19 protein-coding genes are annotated in these 22,040 nt (G+C 61.8%); 8 read left to right on the forward strand and 11 right to left on the reverse strand.

Annotated elements, in window-relative coordinates; all coding sequences use genetic code 11:
- Positions 1-33: 33 nt before the first annotated feature.
- From DWV00_RS02695 to DWV00_RS33585, 7 genes are all read right to left on the reverse strand, one after another.
- On the reverse strand, positions 34-1,077 hold the full coding sequence (locus DWV00_RS02695) for an amidohydrolase family protein (RefSeq protein WP_115531953.1): 1,044 nt from the start codon (positions 1,075-1,077) through the stop codon (positions 34-36).
- Positions 1,074-2,234: an amidohydrolase family protein gene (locus DWV00_RS02700; protein WP_115531954.1), complete on the reverse strand. Its 1,161-nt coding sequence runs from the start codon at positions 2,232-2,234 to the stop codon at positions 1,074-1,076. The genes DWV00_RS02695 and DWV00_RS02700 overlap by 4 nt, the downstream gene beginning before the upstream one ends.
- A gap of 352 nt (positions 2,235-2,586) precedes the next feature.
- Entirely contained in the window at positions 2,587-4,047 is a 1,461-nt protein-coding gene (locus DWV00_RS02705; RefSeq protein ID WP_115531955.1) for an NAD-dependent succinate-semialdehyde dehydrogenase, read from the reverse strand.
- 112 nt (positions 4,048-4,159) lie between these two features.
- The gene (locus DWV00_RS02710) at positions 4,160-5,461 is read right to left on the reverse strand and encodes an Nramp family divalent metal transporter (RefSeq protein ID WP_245964720.1); all 1,302 of its coding nucleotides are present in this window, start codon (positions 5,459-5,461) and stop codon (positions 4,160-4,162) included.
- A gap of 312 nt (positions 5,462-5,773) precedes the next feature.
- Complete coding sequence (locus tag DWV00_RS02715; protein ID WP_181885329.1) at positions 5,774-7,330, reverse strand: methyl-accepting chemotaxis protein; 1,557 nt, start codon at positions 7,328-7,330, stop codon at positions 5,774-5,776.
- 93 nt (positions 7,331-7,423) lie between these two features.
- Positions 7,424-8,764, reverse strand: a complete 1,341-nt coding sequence (locus DWV00_RS02720) for a CapA family protein (RefSeq protein WP_115531957.1) — start codon at positions 8,762-8,764, stop codon at positions 7,424-7,426.
- A 69-nt stretch (positions 8,765-8,833) separates the two neighbouring features.
- Entirely contained in the window at positions 8,834-9,025 is a 192-nt protein-coding gene (locus tag DWV00_RS33585; protein WP_147297821.1) for a hypothetical protein, read from the reverse strand.
- Positions 9,026-9,282: 257 nt separating this feature from the next.
- On the opposite strand from DWV00_RS33585, the gene DWV00_RS02725 reads away from it, so the two are divergent.
- The 8 genes from DWV00_RS02725 to DWV00_RS02760 all read left to right on the forward strand — a co-directional run bounded on the left by DWV00_RS02725 (position 9,283) and on the right by DWV00_RS02760 (position 17,646).
- Positions 9,283-11,619: a bifunctional salicylyl-CoA 5-hydroxylase/oxidoreductase gene (locus DWV00_RS02725; RefSeq protein WP_115531958.1), complete on the forward strand. Its 2,337-nt coding sequence runs from the start codon at positions 9,283-9,285 to the stop codon at positions 11,617-11,619.
- A complete protein-coding gene (locus tag DWV00_RS02730; protein ID WP_115531959.1) occupies positions 11,616-12,422 on the forward strand; it encodes an SDR family NAD(P)-dependent oxidoreductase in 807 nt (268 codons plus the stop codon). The genes DWV00_RS02725 and DWV00_RS02730 overlap by 4 nt, the downstream gene beginning before the upstream one ends.
- Positions 12,419-12,958 carry a MarR family winged helix-turn-helix transcriptional regulator gene (locus DWV00_RS02735; protein WP_245964687.1) on the forward strand — a complete coding sequence of 180 codons (540 nt, stop codon included), beginning with the start codon at positions 12,419-12,421 and terminating at the stop codon, positions 12,956-12,958. Before DWV00_RS02730 ends, DWV00_RS02735 begins: the two co-directional genes overlap by 4 nt.
- Positions 12,959-13,035: 77 nt before the next feature.
- Positions 13,036-13,893, forward strand: coding sequence for an enoyl-CoA hydratase family protein (locus tag DWV00_RS02740; RefSeq protein ID WP_115531960.1), 858 nt, complete (start codon positions 13,036-13,038; stop codon positions 13,891-13,893).
- A gap of 1 nt (position 13,894) precedes the next feature.
- A complete protein-coding gene (locus DWV00_RS02745; protein ID WP_115531961.1) occupies positions 13,895-15,133 on the forward strand; it encodes an acyl-CoA dehydrogenase family protein in 1,239 nt (412 codons plus the stop codon).
- Entirely contained in the window at positions 15,130-15,603 is a 474-nt protein-coding gene (locus DWV00_RS02750) for an acyl-CoA thioesterase (protein WP_115531962.1), read from the forward strand. Before DWV00_RS02745 ends, DWV00_RS02750 begins: the two co-directional genes overlap by 4 nt.
- Positions 15,600-15,995 (forward strand): RidA family protein, encoded by a 396-nt coding sequence (locus DWV00_RS02755; protein ID WP_115531963.1) that lies wholly within the window; start codon positions 15,600-15,602, stop codon positions 15,993-15,995. Before DWV00_RS02750 ends, DWV00_RS02755 begins: the two co-directional genes overlap by 4 nt.
- Before the next feature lie 13 nt (positions 15,996-16,008).
- A complete protein-coding gene (locus DWV00_RS02760) occupies positions 16,009-17,646 on the forward strand; it encodes an AMP-binding protein (protein ID WP_115531964.1) in 1,638 nt (545 codons plus the stop codon).
- 27 nt (positions 17,647-17,673) lie between these two features.
- Here the strand turns inward: DWV00_RS02760 and DWV00_RS02765 are convergent, their stop codons facing one another.
- The 4 genes from DWV00_RS02765 to DWV00_RS02780 form a co-directional block, all read right to left on the reverse strand.
- Positions 17,674-18,402, reverse strand: coding sequence for a LytR/AlgR family response regulator transcription factor (locus DWV00_RS02765; RefSeq protein ID WP_115531965.1), 729 nt, complete (start codon positions 18,400-18,402; stop codon positions 17,674-17,676).
- A 1-nt stretch (position 18,403) separates the two neighbouring features.
- Positions 18,404-19,507, reverse strand: coding sequence for a sensor histidine kinase (locus DWV00_RS02770; RefSeq protein ID WP_115531966.1), 1,104 nt, complete (start codon positions 19,505-19,507; stop codon positions 18,404-18,406).
- A 202-nt stretch (positions 19,508-19,709) separates the two neighbouring features.
- Complete coding sequence (locus DWV00_RS02775; RefSeq protein WP_115531967.1) at positions 19,710-20,888, reverse strand: ABC transporter permease; 1,179 nt, start codon at positions 20,886-20,888, stop codon at positions 19,710-19,712.
- Complete coding sequence (locus tag DWV00_RS02780; protein WP_115531968.1) at positions 20,885-22,030, reverse strand: ABC transporter permease; 1,146 nt, start codon at positions 22,028-22,030, stop codon at positions 20,885-20,887. The genes DWV00_RS02775 and DWV00_RS02780 overlap by 4 nt, the downstream gene beginning before the upstream one ends.
- Positions 22,031-22,040 lie beyond the last annotated feature (10 nt).

A 22,040-nucleotide genomic window follows, 5' to 3' on the forward strand; every position in this document is an offset into this window, starting at 1 on the left:
TCTGTCTCCTGTTTCCTGTTCAGTCTTGGCCGGTCACGAGCTCAGCTCGGCCGAAACTCGCGAGGCGATACGCGGATAGAACTGCGCCGCGTTATCGGCGAAACAACGAGCCCGGTCCTTTTCCGACCACGTCGGGAACACGTCCTTCGCATTTGCCCCGTCCCAATAGGGGTAGCGGCTGCCGAAAACGACGAGCGAGGCGTTATCCCCGCCGATCGTTCCGGTTGCTGCCGTGCTATGCGGCGAGATTTCGTCGTCGGACTGCGTCACGAAGCGGACGTGGCGTTCCAAGTACGTCGTCGGGTCGTCGCTCACCCAAGGCACCTCGACTCGATCGGATTGCCAATCCTTGTCCGTGCGAATGGCCAGTGAACGCGCCGCGTGTACGCTGAGATCACCGAACACCACACGCAACTGCGGCAATCGCTCGAAGACACCGGCAACGATGAAGCTGGTCAGCTGCACGATCGACGCCATGGGACGCAAGGCATGGTCTTCGGCAAAGAAGCTCGGGAAACCGACTTGCGAGGGCGGCGGCTCGATCAGCGTGGAGAAGTCGTCGTGGACGAATACGACGAGGCCTCGCTCGGCCGCGGCACGCCAGATCGGAAAGAAGCGCTGCTCGCCGTAGGTCGCCAGCGCGCGCGCCGGCACGACGATCTGAACGAAGCGGTCATCGTCGGCCCAGCGATCGATCTCACGCAGTGCCGTATCGGTATCGTTCAGTGCGATACGGATCGAGCCGAGGAATCGACCGTCCGCCTCGGAAGCTTCCAGCCACTTCTTGAAGAGCAAGTTGTTGGCCGCACGCGCAACCGCTGCCGCTTGCTGCGGGTTCGGCCAGTATCCACGCGTCGTCGGGCTCAACACGGCGTAATCGACGCCCGCGCGACGAAGATGCTCGGCAACCGCCGCGGGGCTCGTGGCCTCATCGGGCGCTACCGTCATCTGATCGAACGGAGCGCGGTACTTCTCGCCGAAAAGCGGCGGCAACTTGAGAAAATTCCATGGCGAGCCGATCGCACGATTGAACTCGACGTTGCCCAGGACGGGGTGGATAGCGCAATCGATGATCATCGCGCACCTCCAGCCAGATCGAACCGGTCTACCGGACGCGTTTTCGGCAAATCGTAGATCACTCGGGCATTCTCATACATGATTCGTCTCTTGATCTCGGCGTCCAGCGAACGCGGGAGCGCTTTGCTCGGTGGATCGTAGTCGTAGTGGGGGTAATCGCTGGAGAACATCACCAGCTCCTCGGCATTCGCTTCCACGTAAAGGGCCGCGATCTTGTGCGGATCCGTGTTCTCTTCGATCGGCTGGGTTGCAAAACGAATGTGGTCGCGCACGTACTGATGCGGCGTCTTTTTCAGCCCGAGTTCCTGCGCGGTCTGCTTCCAATGGCGCTCGAGTCGATCCACGAACGGCTGATACCACAGAAAGCCGCCTTCGATGAACAGCACCTTCATGTTGGGATGCCGGTCGAAAACACCGTTGCAAATCCAGCTGGCCAGGTGTGCCCCATATGCCATCGGCGCAATGAGGGAGTGGTACTCGACGAAGTATTGCAGCGGGCCCGTGGAAGTCCATCCGAGCGGCTGCGTGGCGCCACCGCGGAAGTGCATGGCGATAGGCAGATTGTGCCGGGCCGCCGCTTCCCAAATCGGGTCGTACATCGGGTGACCGAAGGGGCGGGGGCCGTAATGGCCGATCACCACCTGGCGGAAACCGGGGTGCTCGCCCCACTTGTCGATTTCCTTTGCGGCTCCCACCGGATCGTCGATCGAAATGGAAATAGATCCCACATAACGATTCTCGGCGTTGTACTTGCTGAGCCAGGTATCGGCCAACCAACTATTCACCGCCTTCGCCAGCGCCGTATCGAGTTTCGGGTCGACGGTGAAGCCTCGAAAACTCCAGGGCAGCAAGATGGCGTAGTCGGTCGGGTCGTCGACGAACATCTGCTGTCCGACCATGTCCGGATCGGACCCGATGTCGCCAACTTTAGGATACGCATCCTTGCGGCCGCCACCCTCCAGCGTCCGATAAGTCGGGCGGCTGAACGGCACGCTGGCGATGAGATTGGGCACATCACGCCATGGAGCATCCAAGTAAGGGATCAGTTCTTCGAACGAGCGCGGTTCAACGTGGACATCCGTATCGATCACCTTGATGTCAACGTGATCGAGTTGGTTGTCCCGAACTTCCGGCCGCTCAAGTGTTGCCGTCGTCATAGTGTTTCCTCCCGACAAAATGATGTCGTCGTCATGATGTTTCCTCCCGGCGATGTGTCGTCGCCATAATGATCAGTCTGCCTGTATATTTTTGACGTGTCAAGCCATCGCCGAATAAGGAGAATCCCGATGGAAGCCCACCCAGCATACGTTTTAAGCGAATCTGAACGACGATGAAAGAATGCAGGTCGCCTGCCAAATACGACGAAAATCCACCACAGCGGAAGCGACGTCCAGCAGCGCGGCGACAAAAAAAATGCCTTGGGCCAAACCGGACCAAGGCAATGTCGCTGTACCACCACAAGACGGGTAAAGCAGAGAATGGCTCTGCGCCTCTATCGACGTCGAGAAGCTACACGCCACCCATACAGAGGTACTTTGTCTCCAAATACTCGTCCAGACCGTAGTGCGAGCCCTCTCTGCCGAGCCCGGACTGTTTCACCCCGCCGAACGGCGCGACTTCGTTGGAAATCAAACCGGTATTGATCCCTACCATGCCGTACTCGAGCGCTTCCGCAACGCGCCAGATGCGACCGATGTCGCGGCTGTAGAAGTACGCAGCAAGTCCAAACTCCGTGTTGTTAGCGAGATGCACAACTTCATCGTCCGACCGAAAGCGGAACACGGAGGCCAAAGGACCAAACGTCTCCTCGCGCGCAACCTTCATTTCCGGCGTCGCATCGGCAATGACGGTGGGTTCGAAAAAGCCGTGGCCGAGCGCATGCCGCCTACCGCCAGTCACAATCCGGCCGCCATGCGACAAAGCATCTGCGATGTGAGATTCGACTTTTGCTACGGCACCTTCGTTGATGAGCGGCCCTTGCGTCACGCCTTCTTCCGTGCCCAATCCCACCCTCAACTTCGCCACCGCCTCCGTCAGCTTGCCGACAAACGCCTCGTACACATCGCTGTGCGCATAAAAGCGGTTCGTGCACACGCATGTTTGTCCTGAGTTGCGAAACTTGGACGCGATTGCGCCGGCTACCGCTTCATCGAGATCCGCGTCGTCGAATACGATGAATGGCGCATTGCCGCCCAATTCCAACGACAGCTTTTTAATGGTCGGCGCGCACTGCGCCATAAGCTGTGCGCCTACGCGTGTCGAGCCGGTGAAGGAAACCTTGCGGACGATAGGATTCGCCGTGAGCTCATCGCCGATCTGTTGCGGCGCGCCGGTAATGACCTGAAAGACGCCCGCGGGCACACCCGCGCGCTCGGCCAGCACCCCAAGCGCCAAAGCCGTGAGCGGCGTCGATTCCGCGGGTTTGACGATCATCGGACAACCTGCCGCAAGCGCCGGCCCGGCCTTCCGAGTGATCATCGCGGCTGGGAAGTTCCATGGCGTGATCGCCGCGCAAACTCCGATAGGCTCCTTTACAACCAGGATGCGCCGATCGTTGGCAACCGTCGGGATGACGTCGCCATACGCACGCTTCGCCTCCTCGGCAAACCACTCAATGAACGACGCCGCATACTGGATCTCGCCCTTCGCTTCGTTCAGCGGTTTGCCCTGTTCCGTAGTGAGGATCATTGCGAGGTCATCTTGATGCTCGAGCATCAGGTTGAACCAGGCGCGCAGGATGCCCCCGCGGGCCTTGGCAGTCAGTTTGCGCCAAGCCGGCCAGGCGGCGTTGGCCGCATCGATAGCTCGCCGCGTTTCCGTTACGCCCATCCTCGGCACATATGCAATGACCGCGCCTGTTGCGGGATTTTCGACGGGAAACGTTTCACCGCTATCGGCTGAGTGCCATTCCCCATTCAAATAGCATTGTTCGCGGAGCAATGAAGGCTCGCGAAGATATAGTTTGCTCATCTAATAACCCTTGAGATCGATATGCCAGTTCAGGCTGCTATCGCAACCCACACGGTGGCCGTAGTTAGCCGAGAAAGAATGGTTGGCAACGAGTCGGAACGATCGGCCGGGCTCAAGCGCCCGTCGCCAACTGCCATATCAGCGCAGCGTTTAGCAATACGATCATTGCGGCGCACACCCATGCCAGCGCAAGCGGCATGCGCGCGATACGAAAATGGCGCATGAGGCCGGCATCCGATGAAAAACGGATGAGCGGAATGACTGCAAGCGGCAACTGCAGGCTCAGCACCACTTGGCTTGCTACCAACAATTGATTTGATCCATGTTCGCCAAACGCCCCGACCGCAAGTAATGCAGGCCCCATGGCGAGCGCACGCGTCAGAAGCGCACGCATCCACCGTGTGCTCTTCAGTTTCAGGAAGCCTTCCATCACCACCTGCCCGGCTAGCGTGCCGGTCACGGTTGCGTTCAGCCCGCAAGCAAGCAATGCAGCCGCGAAGACTATGCTTGCCCACCTACTGCCGACGAGCGGCGCAATCAGGCGATGGGCATCCGCAAGATCGCTTACGTCATCATGCCCGCTGGCATGAAACACAGCCGCAGCCACGATCAAAAGCGCTGCGTTGACCGTGAACGCCACGCTGAGCGAGCCAAACGTATCGATGTTGACGCCCCTCATGGCGTCGGAGATGGACTTGTCATCTCCATCTCGTGCGTGCTCCTTCACCAGCGCCGAGTGCAAATAGAGGTTATGCGGCATGACGGTAGCGCCAAGAATGCCGGCGGCAAACCAGACCATCCCGGCGTCTCGCAAGAGTGCCGGCGACGGTGCGAAGCCAGCGAGCACGCCGCCCCATGATGGGTTGGCAAGCGCGATTTCGACGACAAAGCACAGCCCAACGAAAAATATCAGCAGTGAAATGACGATCTGCAAGGGACGTTGACCACGGCTCTGAAGCGCCAGCATTGCACATGTTCCCACGGCGGACATCAACACGCCGACGATGAGGGATACGCCGAGCAACAGTTGCAAAGCGACGGCACTGCCGACGACCTCCGCTACATCACATGCGATGATCGCGATTTCGCAGGTGATCCAGAGAAAGATGGTAGTGCGGCGGCTGTAGTGCGCGCGGCATAACTGCGCGAGATCGCGGCCGGTCACGACGCCGAGCTTCGATGCCACCCACTGCAGCACCAGCCCCATTACGCTCGCAGCGAGCACGACACTCAGCAACTGATAGCCGTATTTGGCGCCGCTGCCGAGCGCCGTAGCCCAGTTGCCCGGGTCCATGTATCCGACCGCAACCATTGCACCCGCACCGAGAAATGAAAACCATCTTCCGCGTGCACGGGGTGCGCCATCGGGCGACCCGCCAGGTTGCTCGTTGCCGCCGTCGGAAATCTGATCGATCGACGCAATGCCGGCCGCATCCGATGCGGAGCAATTGCGCGAATCGGCCGCGACGAAGGCGATATTGCGATGCCAGGCCGCTTCGCACAATCCGGTCAGTTCCTGGAAGTTCATTGCCATATTCACTCTGTCGATGTGCGGACACAGCCGGCAGCGCGCAATGGATGGCGGTTGGCCGCACTATCATGCAGCCCCGCCGAAGCAGGCTCGCCGGATCATATAATCAGTCTGCCTGCATATTTTTTCGATGTCAACTCCGGCACGCCCCGGGCGGGAGAAAGCCGGAGCAATCGGCGCGCGTTGGCACAGGCCTCAGGGCACCAGCGTAAAACCCGAGATGGCTTCTCGAAGCACGTGAGCCTGTTCCCTCAGCGATTGGGCGGCGGCAGCGGCCTCTTCGACGAGCGCGGCATTTTGCTGCGTCACTTTGTCCATCTCGCCGACAGCGCGGTTGATCTGTTCGATGCCTGTGCTTTGCTCGTGCGATGCGTGGCTGATCTCCTCCAAGATCTCGCTGACGCGGCGCACGGATAGCACGATTTCGCCCATCGTCTCGCCCGCGTTGGCGACGAGCGCCGCCCCTTGCTCGACGGTGCCCGTCGACGATTCGATCAGCGCCTTGATTTCCTTGGCGGCCATCGCGGAGCGTTGCGCAAGGCTGCGCACCTCCGATGCAACGACAGCAAACCCGCGGCCTTGCTCCCCTGCGCGCGCGGCTTCAACCGCTGCATTGAGCGCGAGAATGTTGGTCTGAAATGCGATGCCGTCGATGACGCCGATGATGTCGCCGATTTTTTGCGAGCTGGAGGTGATTTCGCCCATGGTTCTGACGACGTCGTCGACGACGCTGTTGCCGCGTGTTGCGACATCGGCCGCTTGCCCGGCCAGCTTCGCGGCTTGCGCCGCGCTATCGGCGTTCAGCTTCACGTTGGCCGTCATCTGGTCCATGCTGGAAGCCGTTTCCACGAGTGCCGCAGCTTGCTCCTCCGTCCGTTGCGAGAGGTCCATATTGCCTGCCGCGATTTCATTGGCGCCGACGTTGATGTTCTCGGCGCCGGCACGGATCCGCTCGACCGCGTCCGTGAGCCCCGCTTGCATCTTCGCGAGTGCGTGCATGAGACTGTTGGCGCTGTAGCCAACCACCGTAATGTGTCCCGTGAGATCGCCATGCGAAATGCGGTGCGCGGTTTCGATCGCCACCTCGAGTTCGCCGCCTAGTCCACGCCGGACGCTCCGAAGCACGACGAACATCACGGCCGTGGCGATGAAGCCAAGCACTCCGGTAACGATCGCCCACCGGACAATTGCGCTCATGAATTCGGCGTTGACATCGTCCATATACATGCCGGTGACGATGAACATATCCCACGGTGCGAATCGCAAGGCATATGAAGTCTTCTCTACCGGCGTTTTGCGATCGGTTCCAGGCTTGTACCAGACGTAATTGACGAACCCGCCGCCATTCTCGCTGCCCACCTTGACGAGTTCCTTGAACAGATGCTTCCCAGTGGGGTCCGCAAAGCCCGATTCGTCTTTGCCGACCAAGTCTGGCGCAAACGGATGCATGAGCATGACGGGGCGGGAGTCGTTGACGGTGAGATACCCATCCTGGCCATAGCGCATGTAGGACAGCACTTCGAGCGCCTTTTTCTTCGCCTCGTCCTCACTCATGACGCCTTGCTGCGCCAGCGTGTTGTAGCGCTGCATGACGCTTTCGCCCTGTTGAACGAGCGAGATCAATTGATTGCGGCGGTCCTTCAACAAGGACGCGCGATACTGCAGGACACCTGCCGCGGCGATTAGGATCAATCCGATCCATAGCACAGCTACCATTGAGCCGAGTTTTCGGTTCAAAGTCATTTTGAACATTTTTGGAACCCCGTTTCAGCTGGCTTATCCCGCTTCCACTGCAGAAGGCGAAGGTCGGAGCGCGTCTACGTCGGTGCCGCATCAAGTCAGGAGTTAGCCCCTGGATTTGATTTTTCCGACATACCGTTCGCCCTCGCGGACGATATCCAAGCCGGCACCAAACGGTTTCGACAGATCGTCTAGCCTTGCAAGAATGCGCGCTCCGTCCTCTGCCGACGCTAGTTGAGGGCAACCCCGTCGGCTGCGCGGCTCATCGCGACCGAGTGTGATCGGATGAAATTCGCTATCGGCCAGGACGCCGTTTTCATAGGTGAATCGCGCAACCACCGACTCCCAAAACAACGGTTGCTTCTTGTAGCCGGTCACCACGTCGAACAGGTCCGCCGGCGTGGACGTCAATGGCATGCCCTGTTGCTCATACACTTCGAGCGGGAACGACGAAAACGTTTCTACATTGAAAATGAAATTTCCGAGCGAATAGCAGATGGGCCGGCCGGCATAAAGTTCTACACCCCGCAGCATATGCGGCCCGTGCGCGAACACGCCATGCGCGCCCGCATCGATGAGTTGATGCGCGAGCGGCTGCAGAAACTCCGCCGGTACTTCTGTATTCCAGCGCCCCTGAATACCCTCGTGGCAGTGAAGTCCCACGAAGACGAGGTCCGCCTGTCGCGACGCTTCGGCTACGGACGCAATCAGCGCTTTTACGTCGCGCTCGAGGACGTCGGTCTGCACCCAAGATTCGTCGCTCGGAGCAAAATTGACACCCTCTACCGCAAAGCCGCCCGCCGGCGGGGCATCATAGACGTTCTTATCCGGATAGGGAAAATGAATGCCGGGAGCCGTCGTCCCCGTCGCCGCCACATTGACGCCCGCCTCGGCCAAAATCTCACGCAGTTCGTCGAAGCGCTCCTTCCGAATATAGTGAGTTTTCTGTACACGAATAGGAGCGGTACCGGGGCGGCCGACGTCGCCAACGCTCGGATCCGCCGCGAGACAAAGGCGAGCGTTGCTCGACCCCGCGGCGATATATGCGACGCGGCAGCCCGGCGCATCGAAATAGCGGGGAGCACGAGCCTCTTGAAGCGTTCGTCCAACCCCGGCGTAGGTCAAGCCGCGCGCTTCAAGCGCTTCGATCGAGGCGACCAAGCCCGAGACGCCGTAGTCGGTCGCGTGGTTGTGCCCCATCCCGTAGATGTCGATGCCAAGCCATTCGAACTCGGAAAGCAGCTCGGGCTCGACGCCGCATGGAATGCCGTGCATGGTGGTCGAGGCCATCCGGCCGCGGCCGGGAAAGACCATCTCGACGTTGGTGATGGTCACGTCCGTCTTCCGGAGCATCTCGACGAGCGCGAGGAAATCCGCATCGGGATTCGGAGAGATGCGCTGGGTGAGCATGGCATCTCCCGTTGCAAGGACGCTAACTTTTGGCACGACAAACCTCCTTAACGGAATACAAGGGTCCTGCTGACTTCAGTATCAGGTTCGGGACAGGTATCGAACTCATGGAAAGGACGGGCCGTGCAATGCAAGAATAAGCATCCCACCCAGCACGATACCGAGGCCGATCACCAAGCGGAAAAGCAGCTTCGGGTGCATGACGTACAACATAACGCCAGATACAGCATCCGTCGCGTGCGGCGAAGCGTCCGCTACCGCGTGGGCTTCATGGCGCGGAGATTTCGTCGGATTCATAGTAATCAGTCTCCCTGTCTATATGATCGTCAGTCTGCCTGTATATTATTGACTCGTATGTGAGGGTAACTACTGAAGTCCGCCTAGGAGTCCACCCAGTCCAGCTTGCGCGGCAAGCGGGGCTTATGCGGTGCCATGTTCTATCCCCGATTTGGTGAGTGGCCGCCGGTGATCTGCTCTTCTACCCGCCCAAACATTTACTTGACACCTAAACTATTTAGACCTAAATTTCCCCCATCGACACGCGAGGAGCGAACATGCGCATCGTCTGCATCGGGGGTGGGCCCGCCGGCCTCTACTTCGGCTTATTGATGAAACTGCGCAACCCGGCGCACGAGGTCTCCGTCATCGAACGGAACCGTCCCTACGACACCTTCGGCTGGGGCGTCGTTTTCTCCGATCAAACGCTGGAGAACCTGCGTGCCGCCGATGCGCCGAGCGCCGAGATGATTCTCGATGCGTTCAATCACTGGGACGATATCGACGTCCATTTCGGCGGCAGCACGATCCGCTCGTCGGGCCATGGCTTCTGCGGCATCGGCCGCAAACGTCTGCTCAATATCCTTCAAGCGCGCTGCGAATCGCTCGGCGTGAAGCTCGTCTTCGAAACGAACGTCACGAACGACGAAGATTACGACGCCGATCTCATCATCGCGTGCGACGGCGCCAACAGCCCCATCCGCCAGAAATATGCCGATACCTATCGCCCCGACATCGACATGCGCGATTGCCGGTTCGTCTGGCTCGGCACGCACAAGCTCTTCGATGCATTCACGTTCGCCTTCGAGAAGACCGAATGGGGCTGGTTTCAAGCGCACGCCTATCGCTTCGACCAAGACACGTCGACCTTCATCGTCGAAACGCCCGAGCACGTCTGGCGCGCCGCCGGCCTCGACGAAATGAGCAAGGAGGACGGCATCGCGTTCTGCGAGCGGCTGTTCGCCAAGTACCTCGATGGACACCCGCTGATCTCGAACGCCACGCATTTGCGCGGCTCGGCGCAATGGATTCGCTTTCCGCGCGTCGTCAATCGAGAATGGGTGCATTACCGGCCGCGCGCGAATGGCGGCACGACGCCCATCGTGCTGATGGGCGACGCCGCGCACACGGCGCATTTCTCGATCGGCTCGGGCACCAAGCTCGCGCTCGAAGATTCGATCGCGCTGGCCGACAGCATCGACGCACATCCGAACGATCTGCGCGCGGCTTTGACGCATTACACCGAAACGCGCAGCGTCGACGTGCTGCGCATTCAGAACGCCGCGCGCAATTCGACGGAATGGTTCGAAAACGTGGACCGCTACGCGTCGTTCGAGCCCGAGCAGTTCGCTTACTCGCTGCTCACGCGCTCGCAGCGCATTTCGCACGAAAACCTGCGCGAACGCGATGCGGGCTATGTCCGCTCGTTCGAACAATGGCTCGCCGAAAAATCGGGCGCCAACCGGGTGCGAGAAGACGTGCACTCGATTCCGCCGATGTTCACCCCGTTCTCGGTACGCGACGTCACGCTCAAGAACCGCGTGATCGTTTCGCCGATGGCGCAATACTCGGCCGTCGACGGCACCGTCGGCGACTATCATCTGACGCATCTCGGCGCCCGTGCAATGGGCGGCGCCGGCCTCGTCATGACGGAAATGACCTGCGTATCGCCGGAAGCGCGCATTACCCCGGGATGCCCGGGCATGTATGCCGATGAGCATCTGCAGGCTTGGCGACGGGTCGTCGATTTCGTCCACGCGATGAGCGACGCGAAGATCGGCATGCAACTTGGTCATGCCGGCGCGAAGGCATCGACGCGCGTGAGCTGGGAAGGCATCGATCAGCCACTGCCCGAAGGCAATTGGCCAATCGTCTCGGCATCACGCCAGCAGTACCTCAAGGACGTGAGTCAATGGTCGAGTGCAGCCACGCACGATGAGCTGCGCGAGATCGAAGCGCAATTCGTGCGGTCCGCCCAGATGGCGGACGAAGCCGGCTTCGATTGGCTCGAACTGCACTGCGCGCACGGGTACTTTCTGTCGAGCTTCATTTCCCCGCTCACGAATCAGCGCACCGACGAGTACGGCGGCAGCCTTGAAAACCGCCTGCGCTATCCGCTGGAAGTGTTCAAAGCCATTCGCGCAGTCTGGCCGCAGGGCAAGCCGATCTCAGTTCGCATCTCGGCACACGATTGGGTCGACGGCGGCACCACGCCCGACGATGCGGTGGAAATCGCACGCGCATTCAAGGCGGCAAGCGCCGACATGATCGACGTTTCGTCGGGCCAGGTCAGCAAAGCGGAAAAGCCCGTGTACGGCCGTATGTTTCAAACGCCGTTCGCCGATCGGATTCGCAACGAGGCCGGCATTTCGACGATCGCCGTCGGCGCCATCTCCGAAGCCGATCACGTCAACAGCATCATCGCGGCGGGCCGCGCCGATCTGTGCGCCGTTGCGCGGCCGCACCTAGCCAATCCGGCTTGGACGCTGACCGAAGCGGCGAAGATCGGCTACTTCGACGTCACATGGCCGAAGCAATACATGGCGGGTAAGACCCAACTCGAACGCAATCTGGAGCGCGAGCGCGCAGTGCATACGGCGGAGACGGCACGATGAGCACCAACACCAGCGCCAATGCGAACACGCCGAACACGCTCGACGGTAAGCACGCCGTCGTCACCGGCGGCGGTAGCGGTATCGGCGCGGCCATCGCGCGCGTGCTCGTGAACGCCGGTGCCCGCGTGACGATCATCGGCCGCGATGCCGTCAAGCTCGACGCCCAGCGCAAGGAACTCGGCGGATCGGACGCGATTCATTGCGCAGCGGCGGATGTGTCGCAAGCCGATGAAGTCGAGAAGGCCTTCGCCTCCGCATGCGCAGCTTTTGGCCCCATCGACGTCCTCATCAACAACGCGGGCCAAGCGCAAGCCGCGCCGTTCGGCAAAACCGATCTCGGCCTGTGGCAGCGGATGCTCGACGTCAACCTGACCGGCACGTTCCTCTGCACGCAAGCCGTCCTGCCGGCGATGATCGAGCGCGGCTTCGGCCGCATCGTCAACGTCGCCAGCACGGCCGGGCAAATCGGATACCCCTATGTCACGGCGTACTGCGCGGCCAAGCATGGCGTCATCGGCCTCACGCGCGCACTCGCGCTCGAAATCGCAACGACGGGCGTGACCGTCAACGCGGTCTGCCCCGGCTATACGGAAACGCCGTTGCTGCAAGAGTCGCTCGACCAAGTCATCGCAAAGACGGGGCGCTCCGCGGACGATGCACGTGCAGCGCTACAGCGCTCCAACCCTCAACGACGCTTCATCGAACCCGATGAGGTCGCCCACACGGTGCTGTGGCTCCTGATGCCGGAGTCACGCTCGATCACGGGCCAGTCGATTTCCATTTCCGGTGGAGAAGTAATGTGAGCGATACCGTTCGCGCTTCGGCAAAGAAAAAAGCCGCGCCGCGCGAGCCGCGCGCGGAAAACGTCGTCGACCTCGAAATGAGCACGGGCGCCGACAGCCATATGAGCCTGCGCCTATGGCTGCGTCTATTGACGACGACAAACCTCGTGCAAACCGAGCTGCGTCGGCGATTGCGCGCCGAGTTCGACACAACGCTGCCGCGCTTCGATTTCATGGCGCAGCTCGAACGTCACCCCGAAGGGCTGAAGATGAGCGAGATCTCGCGCCGGCTCATGGTGACGGGCGGCAATGTCACCGGGTTGACCGACCAGCTCGAGAAAGAAGGCCTCGTCGCGCGCGACGTCGATCCCAACGACCGCCGTGCGTTCACGGTCAAGCTCACGCCCGCCGGACGGACGCTGTTCGACAAGATGGCGCAAGCGCATGAACGTTGGGTCGTCGAGTTGTTCGGCGGCCTGCCCATCGACGACAAATCGAAAATGCATGAACGCCTCGGCATGCTCAAGGAACATCTGCTCGACAGCATCAAGAGCTAAGAGAGATCAGGAACCTAAGCGTGCAAAGCCGGCGACACGCTACACGCCGCGATGCAAATGAATAGGAGAACCAAGCAATGACGGACGCTGCATTTACCGCCGACGCGCTGCGCGCGGGCAATCGCACGACGCTCGCCTCGTATTCGGCACGCCACTTCGGATGGCGGCTCGAACAAGGCGTGGCCACCATCACGTTGAACCGCCCCGAGCGCAAGAACCCGCTGACGTTCGATTCGTATGCGGAGTTGCGCGACTTGTTTCGCCAGCTCGCGTACGCGACGGACGTAAAAGCCGTCGTCATCCACGGCGCCGGAGAGAACTTCTGCTCGGGCGGCGACGTGCACGAGATCATCGGCCCGCTCGTCGGCCTGCCGATGCCTGAATTGCTAATGTTCACGCGCATGACGGGCGATCTCGTCAAAGCGATGCGTCATTGCCCGCAGCCGATCGTCGCTGCAATCGATGGCGTCTGCGCTGGTGCCGGTGCCATCATCGCGATGGCCTCCGACATGCGGCTCGCCACCGCGCGCAGCAAGCTCGCGTTTCTCTTCACGCGTGTCGGCCTGGCCGGCTGCGACATGGGCGCTTGCGCGATCCTTCCGCGCATCATCGGTCAAGGTCGCGCCTCCGAATTGCTGTTCACGGGCCGGGCTGCGAGCGGCGAAGAAGGTTTCGCTTGGGGCTTTTACAATCGCTTGTGCGCCCCCGAAAGCTTGCTTGGCGACGCGGACGAACTCGCTAAAACGATCGCCGCCGGACCGACGTTCGCGCACGGCGTAACGAAGACGATGCTGCATCAAGAATGGAGCATGAGCGTCGACGAGGCGATCGAGTCCGAGGCACAAGCTCAGGCCATCTGCATGGCGACGCGCGACTTCGAGCGCGCATATCACGCGTTTGCCGCCAAGACGCGCCCCGTGTTCGAGGGGAACTGACATGGCCAGCGCTCAACGGCACGACATGCTCGACTGGCCGTTCTTCGAGGAGCGGCATCGCGTATTGGCTCGCGAACTCGATGCCTGGTGCGACGCGAATAAAGCGGCATTCGAACACGCCGAGCCGATCGTATCGGGCCCACAGGGGCGTGCTGCCGTCGACGAACAATGCCGCCGGCTCGTCCGCTTGCTCGGCGAAGGCGGCTGGCTGCGCTACGGCGTCGGCGGTGCGGCATACGGCGGTCACGGCGACACGATCGACACGCGTGCTGTTTGCCTCTTGCGCGAGACGCTCGCCTCGCACTCCGGCCTGGCCGATTTCGCGCTGGCGATGCAGGGCCTCGGATCGGGTGCCATCTCGCTTGCCGGCACCGACGAACAGAAGCGGCGTTACTTGCCGCGCGTCGCAAGCGGGCAAGCCATCGCAGCATTTGCACTGTCGGAGCCCGAGGCAGGGTCCGACGTCGCCGCCATGGCGCTCGCGGCACGCGAAGACGGCGACGCCTATGTGCTCGACGGCGAGAAAACCTGGATCTCCAACGGCGGCATCGCCGATTTCTACGTCGTCTTCGCGCGCACCGGCGAGGCGCCCGGTGCGCGCGGCATCAGCGCATTCGTCGTCGATGCCGATACGCCCGGATTCTCGATCGCCGAACGCATCGACGTCATCGCCCCGCATCCGCTGGCGCGTCTGCGCTTCGATGGGGCTCGCGTACCGAAGTCGCAGATGCTCGGCGTAGCCGGCGAAGGCTTCAAGATCGCAATGCGCACGCTCGACATCTTTCGGACATCGGTAGCGGCCGCATCGCTCGGCTTCGCGCGGCATGCGCTCGATGAAGCCCTCGATCGCGCATCGTCGCGCCGCATGTTCGGGCAGACGCTCGGGGATTTTCAACTGACGCAGGCGAAGCTCGCGGAGATGGCGCTCACGATCGATTCCGCTGCCCTGCTCGTCTATCGCGCCGCCTGGATGCGCGATCAAGGCAAGCGCGTCACGCGCGAAGCCGCCATGGCGAAGTGGCATGCGAGCGAAGGCGCGCAGCGCGTCATCGATGCCGCGGTGCAGCTGTGGGGCGGTCAAGGCGTTTGCAGCGGCACGCCGGTCGAAATGCTTTATCGCGAGATCCGCGCCTTGCGTATCTATGAAGGCGCGACCGAAGTGCAGCAGTTGATCATCGGGCGCGATCTGCTCAAGGCGCATGCCGAAGGTCACGCAGACGAATCGGGAGGCACTCGATGAACGATCATGCACACGCACACGCACCGATTGTGTTCGAGCGCCCCGTGCGCATCCGGTTCGCACACTGCGATCCGGCCGGAATCGTGTTCTTCCCACAGTATTTGACGCTCACGAATGGGCTCGTCGAAGACTGGTTCAACGACGCGCTCGGCATCGACTATGCCGGCATGATCGGCAACCGCCGCGTCGGCTTGCCTATCGTCAAGCTCGAATGCGAATTCTCGCGGCCGAGCCGCATGGGCGAAACGATCTCGCTCGCGCTCTCGGTGCTGGACATCGGCAGCCGCTCGATCAAGATCCGCATCGAAGGGCACGGCGCCGACGGCGTGCGTTTTTCGGCAACCCAAGTGCTCGTCACCACGTCGCTCGAAACGGGCGGATCGATCAGCATCCCTAACGATATACGCGCGGCGCTCTCGCGGGCCACCGCATCCCCCTCCACGATCGAACAGGAAGGCACCTCATCATGAAACGTCCGCTTTTGCCGGCCGGCTGGCCGAAGCCGCGCGGTTACGCCAACGGTGTCGCCGCGCGCGGCACGCAAATCTTCGTTGCCGGCCAGATCGGCTGGGACGAAGAGGCGCAATTCCGCTCCGACGCATTCGCCGACCAAGCGCGTCAAGCGCTGGCGAACATCGTCGCGGTGTTGAGGGAGGCCGGCGCCCGCCCCGAACACATCGTGCGCATGACCTGGTACGTGACCGACAAGCGCGAATACCTCGCCGCCGGGCGAGACATCGGCCAAGCCTTCCGCGAACTGATCGGCGATTACGACATCGCCATGAGCGCGGTGCAAGTCGCCGCGCTCATCGAAGATCGAGCGAAAGTAGAAATCGAAGCCACCGCCGTGATTCCAGACTGACCCGGAGCGAGCCATGGAACCGTCTGCCCATGTCGATACGTTTGCACGAGACAACCTGCCGCCGCAAGATCAATGGCCTGTCTTGCTGCTCGATCATCCCGATGTCTCCTACCCCAAGCGTTTCAACTGCGCGACGGAGCTGCTCGACGGCACGATTGCGGCCGGCCATGGCGAGCGCGTAGCGATTTGGTCGGAGGTGGACGACGCGCCGCAAGGCACGACGTATAACGAGCTGCGCGAGATCGTCGATCGCTGGGCGCGCGTGCTGGTGGAGGACATGGGCCTCCTCCCCGGAAACCGTGTACTGCTGCGCGGGCCGAATACGTTGCAGATGGCCGCGGCATTCCTCGCGAGTTTGAAGGCCGGGCTCGTCGTCGTGCCGACGATGCCGCTGCTGCGAGCCAAAGAACTCAAGCAGATCATCGATAAGGCCGAGATACGCGCGGCCCTTTGTGATGCACGGCTCATCGACGAGCTGAACCGGTGCCGTGAGAAGGACGGCGAGTTCTTCTGTTCCGAGCTTAGCGAGGTGCGGGTTTTTCATAGCGATGCGCCGGGCTCGATCGAATCGCTGGCTTCGGCAAAGCCCGCGCAGTTTGCGGCGTGCGATACGGCGGCCGATGACGTCTGTCTCGTCGCATTCACGAGCGGCACGACAGGTGCGCCGAAGGGCTGCATGCATTTCCATCGCGATGTACTCGCGATGTGCGATTTATTCCCGCGTCACATTCTCAAGCCGACTGCCGCCGATGTGTTCTGCGGCACACCGCCGCTCGCCTTCACGTTCGGGCTCGGCGGGTTGCTGTGCTTCCCGATGCGCGTGGGTGCATCGACGGTCCTCATCGAAAAGCTGACGCCTGAAACGCTGCTGCGCACGGTGGAGCGCTTCCACGCCACGACGATGTTCACCGCGCCGACGTTCTATCGTCAGATGGCGACACTCGTGCCGAAATTCGACATTGCCAGCCTGCGCAACACCGTATCCGCGGGCGAGGCGCTGCCCGATTCGACACGCGAGCTTTGGCGCAAGACAACCGGCCTCGAAATGATCGATGGGATCGGCGGGACGGAGATGATCCATATCTTCATCGGATCCGCAGGAGAGGAGGTTCGCGCTCACGCCATCGGCAAAGCGATTCCCGGTTATGTGATCGCGGTGGTCGACGATGAAATGCGCCCCGTTCCCGCAGGGACGGTCGGCAAGCTCGCGGTTCGCGGGCCGACCGGATGCAAGTATCTCGCGGACGAACGGCAGAAGAAGTTCGTGCGCGACGGATGGAATCTGCCCGGGGATGCCGTCTATGTCGATGCGGATGGATACGTCTTCTATCAAGCGCGCGCCGATGACATGATCGTCTCAGCCGGCTACAACATCTCGGGGCCCGAGGTCGAGAGCGTGCTGATGCAGCACGAGGCGGTGGCGGAATGCGGCGTCATCGGCGCGCCCGATGACGAGCGCGGGCAGGTAGTCAAAGCGTTCGTCGTCGTGAAACCCGGATATGTGGCCGACGATGCGCTCGTCGCGCAGTTGCAGACGTTCGTCAAGCAGACGGTCGCACCGTACAAGTACCCGCGCGTGATTCAGTTCATCGACGCGCTGCCGCGCACGGAGACGGGCAAGATCAAACGGTTTGCGCTGCGGACGATGTGATGGCCCGGCGCGCGCTTGCCCGCGCGCTCACATCTGCTTGAACAACCCGGCATAGGCGCGGCTGACGGGCAGCACCGCGTCATGGCCGATCAAATGGATTCGCATGCGACCCAGCAGGTCGCGCTCGATTCGATCGATCGCGGCGTAGGAAACGATCACGCCGCGGTGCACCTGCGCGAATCGCTCGCCATCGAGACGCAACAGCAGTTCCTTCAACGGCGTGCGAATCAGATGGCGATGCTCGGACGTCACGGCTTCTGTGTACTTGTCGGTGGCTTGAAAAAACAGCACGTCGTCGATCGAAACAAGCTTCGTCGTATCTTTGATGCCGACCGTCAGCCATCGAATCGGAGCCGCCTCTCGCTGCAAGGCGGACACCACCGTCCCCGCGTCGGTAGCCGACATGCCCTGCCGCTGCAAGCGCGCGATGCATCGCAATAGACGCTCGTCGGTCACGGGCTTCAGCAAGTAATCGACGGCCGACGCTTCAAATGCCTCCACCGCGTGGGCGTCGTACGCCGTCACAAACACCACTCGCACTTCGCTGGCGAGTTGCGCGACTTTGAGTCCATCGATTCCGGGCATGCGGATGTCGAGAAACGCAAAATCCGGGCGCCTCTCGTTGATCTGTGCCAGCGCATCCACACCGTCGCGCGGCATTGCCACAATCTGCAGTTCCGGCCAGAAGCGCGTCAAGCGGGAAGCAAGCTCGGCTGAGAGGTTCGGCTCGTCGTCGGCGATAAGGGCGGTGGGCATATCAGCGAATCGGAATCGACAATCTCGCGGTCACGCCCCGCGTGGCGTCGGCGTTCGCCGCGACGGACACGCGCCCACGTTCGCCGTACAACGAAGCGAGGCGCCCGCGCACATTCGCAAGCCCCACGCCGCCGTGCAACTTCGGACCTTGGCCGAGGCCAACGCCCGTATCAATCACCTCGAGCGTCAACGTATCGCCCTCCAAGCGACCGACGATGCGAATCCGCCCACCCTCGATCGACGGCTCGATGCCATGCAGCAACGCGTTTTCTACAAGCGGCTGCAACAGCAACGGAGCGAGCGTAAGTTGACGGAGCGGCTCGGGCACGTCGATCGTATAGGACAGCCGGTCACCGAGGCGAATCGCCGCGATATTGAGCAACGCCTCCACAAGTTCCAATTCGTCCTTGATCGTCGACGCAACCTCGCGCGTGCGCTTCAAGCTCCCCCGCAAATAGCGATTGAGGCTGTCGAGCATCGACGCGGCCCGCTTCGGATCGCGCTCGATCAAGCTTTGTACGTTCGCCAGCGTGTTGAACAGAAAATGCGGCTCGATCTGCGCTTGCAGAAGCGCAAGATGCGCCGCCGTCTCCGACTGCCGCAGCTCGGCCGCCTCGCGGCGCTGCGTCTCGAGCGAGGCGCGCATGCGCAGCGCCTGGGTCGCGGCGACGGCAAACGCGCACGCAATGCCGGCGATAACGAACGACGGACCATAGCTGAGCCAGACGTCGACGCTGGAACGACCGATCAGGTGCGGTACACCGCCGACCGTATAGGCCGCAATCTCGACCCCGATGATGACGCTCAGCGGGGCGATCAACGGGATCTTCAGCAACGGGCCGAACCGAGTTCCTCCTAACCGATCGAACAGCCAGCCGAGCCCCGATGCGCTCAGGCCGATGCCGTTTCCGACGACGAGATAGTGGAGCAACGGCTCGTTGCGGCGCGCCGTCCACAGGCCGACGCTGACGATGCAGCAAAAAGCGACGAGCCAAAGCAGCGAAATGAGGCCGCCGGCGATCCTCGCGCCACGGCTAGCTTCGCGGGGGCGGAGCCGCGACCGCCTGGCGTTCGATTCGATGAATGGATTGAACTCGCTGCGCATTGTCTGGTGTTTCGGCGGCGTCGAAAATGGTTACCGACGATGCGCGGACTTTACACCGTCTCGCCGGGCGCAAACAAAACCTGCGACGAGCGGCCGCCTTTCGCGACGAACGGCCCCCGAGCGCGATGAACGCTACGCCGCACGCGGCTACCGATGCAACCGAATCGCGCCTTGATTCGCATGACCGCGGCGGACGCTTACTTCAAAGCGCCCGCAACGCCGTCGCGATCGGCAAACGCGCTGCGCGAATCGCCGGCAGCAGCCCGCCGAGCATGCCGATCGTGCAGGCGACGAAAACGCCCGATACGAGCAGCGAAGCCGTCACGGTCAAATGGAACACGACCTGCGAGAATCCCGCGCCGAGCGTGTTGACCGTGTTGCCGTCGAAGAACACCCAAGCGGCAGCCGATCCGATCAAGCTTCCGGCAATCGCCAGCAGCAGCGATTCAACCAGCACCGAAATGACAATCGGTGCGCCGCTGAAGCCGATCGCCCTCAGCGTGGCAATCTCGCGCGTGCGCGTCGAAACCGCCGTATACATCGTGTTCAGCGCGCCGAAACACGCCCCCAACGCCATGATGCCGCCGACGAAATAAGCCAGCAGATTGAGCAGCTTCGAGAGATTGCGCGATTGCGCCGCGTAATAGTCGATCTCGCGCTGCACCCCCACCTTCAGCGTAGGATCGGTCGTCAACGCCCCCTTGAATCGGTCGAACGCGGAGGCCGAATCGAGCATCACCGTCACGGACTGAAAGCCGTTGCGGCGATAGGCCGACAGCACGGTCTCCACGTCGCCCTGCAATTCCGATTCATGCGCATCGCCGCCGCTTTCGAAAATGCCAACGACGGTCCAGTCGGAGTTACGGAACGCAATGTGGCTGCCAAGCTCGAGCCCCTTGAACTGAGCGACGGCCGACTTCCCGACAATTAGCTCGCGCACGGCGGGACGGAACATTCGGCCGGCGATCAGATGCTCCTCCGGCCGCAGCTTCATCGCATTCGGGCCGACGCCGCGCAGCGTGACATTGGCATCGGCACCGTCCTTCTTCTGCGGCAGCGAAACGATCACGACCGCATCGGCCGACGCGATCGGCCGCCCCGCTGCGTCTTTGCGCACGCCGGGCGCATCCATGATCGTCTGCGCGTTCGCGCGGTCGATCGTGCTCTCGAGTTCGGCCTGAGAACCGGCACGCAGCACGATCGCCCGATCGGCACGCGCCGTGCCCTTCAGCGTGTGCTGAAAACCGGTCGCCATCGCGAGCACCGACACCATGACGGCCACCGTCACGGCGATGCCGATCACGATGACCCACGCCGTGCTGATCCGCTGCGGCAGGCTGCGCAGATTCATCGACGTCACTGCAACGATTTGCTTGATCATGAGCGCAGGGCCTCCACGATGACGAGCCGCTTGGCACGCCAAGCCGGAACGATGCCGGTCGCCACGGCGAGCAGCGCGGACATCAGCACGCCCTCGACGATCACGGCCGCGGGCAGCGTCACGACACCGAGCGTGCTACGCAGCGCCGGGAACAGCAAATCGGCAAGCCCCAGACCCAGCAGTGCCGCGACGACGCACAGCGTCAGCGATTGCACTAGCACCAGCACCAGCATGCGCGTGTCGCTGAAGCCAAGCGTCTTGAGCACGGCAAGCTCCGGTACCTGCTCGCGCACGGCTTGCATGACGGTGCTGCCCACCGCGAACAGCAAGGCAAAGAACACGGCGAACAGGATGTACGTGACGATCAGATTGATGTCACCGATCTGCTTCATGAAGGACTGCTGAAACTCCTTCTCGGTTTGCGTCTTCGTCTCGTCGGGCGAGTTGGCGAAATGCCGGTCGATTTCCTGCGCTACCTGAGCCGATTGCGACGGATCCTTGACCACGACGATGTACCAGCCGACCGTACCCTTCGCGAAGCTTCGCGCTTCGTCGAAATACTTGTAGTTAAAGAACATGGCGTCTTCACGCGAGCGGTCGGCCGGGTCTTGGTAGAGCCCGACGATGGTGAAGTCCCAATCGGAATTGCCGTCGGCCGCCTTCACCCAGATCGTCGAATGCAGCGGGATGTGATCGCCGATCTTCCAGCCGTATTTCTTCGCCAGATCGGCGCCCACGATCGCACCGTCACGCGTGTTCTCGAGCGCAGCCAACTGATCTTTCGGGACTTGATACTCGGGATGCGCGGGAAACTCGCGCTCGGGCTCGACGGGGAAGGCGGCGACGAAGTTCTTTGGGTCCTGGTAATACGGCCCGAACCACGATTCGTGCGATACCCGCTCGACGCCCGGCAACGCCTCGATCTGCTGCATGTAGGCGTACGGCAGGCTTTCCGTGATCGAGATCCGGTTCGTGACCACGAGACGATTGACGTTCGAGCGTTCGATCGTTTCCTTGAACGCCGAGTTCACGCCCTGCAGCATGCCGAACAGCAGGAACGCGATCAGGATGGACAGCAGCGTCAGCGACGTGCGCACCTTCTTGCGCCAGAGCATCGCCCATATCAGCGGAATGAATTTCATCGTCTAGGCC

Source organism: Trinickia dinghuensis (assembly GCF_003367175.1).
GTDB classification, from domain to species: domain Bacteria; phylum Pseudomonadota; class Gammaproteobacteria; order Burkholderiales; family Burkholderiaceae; genus Trinickia; species Trinickia dinghuensis.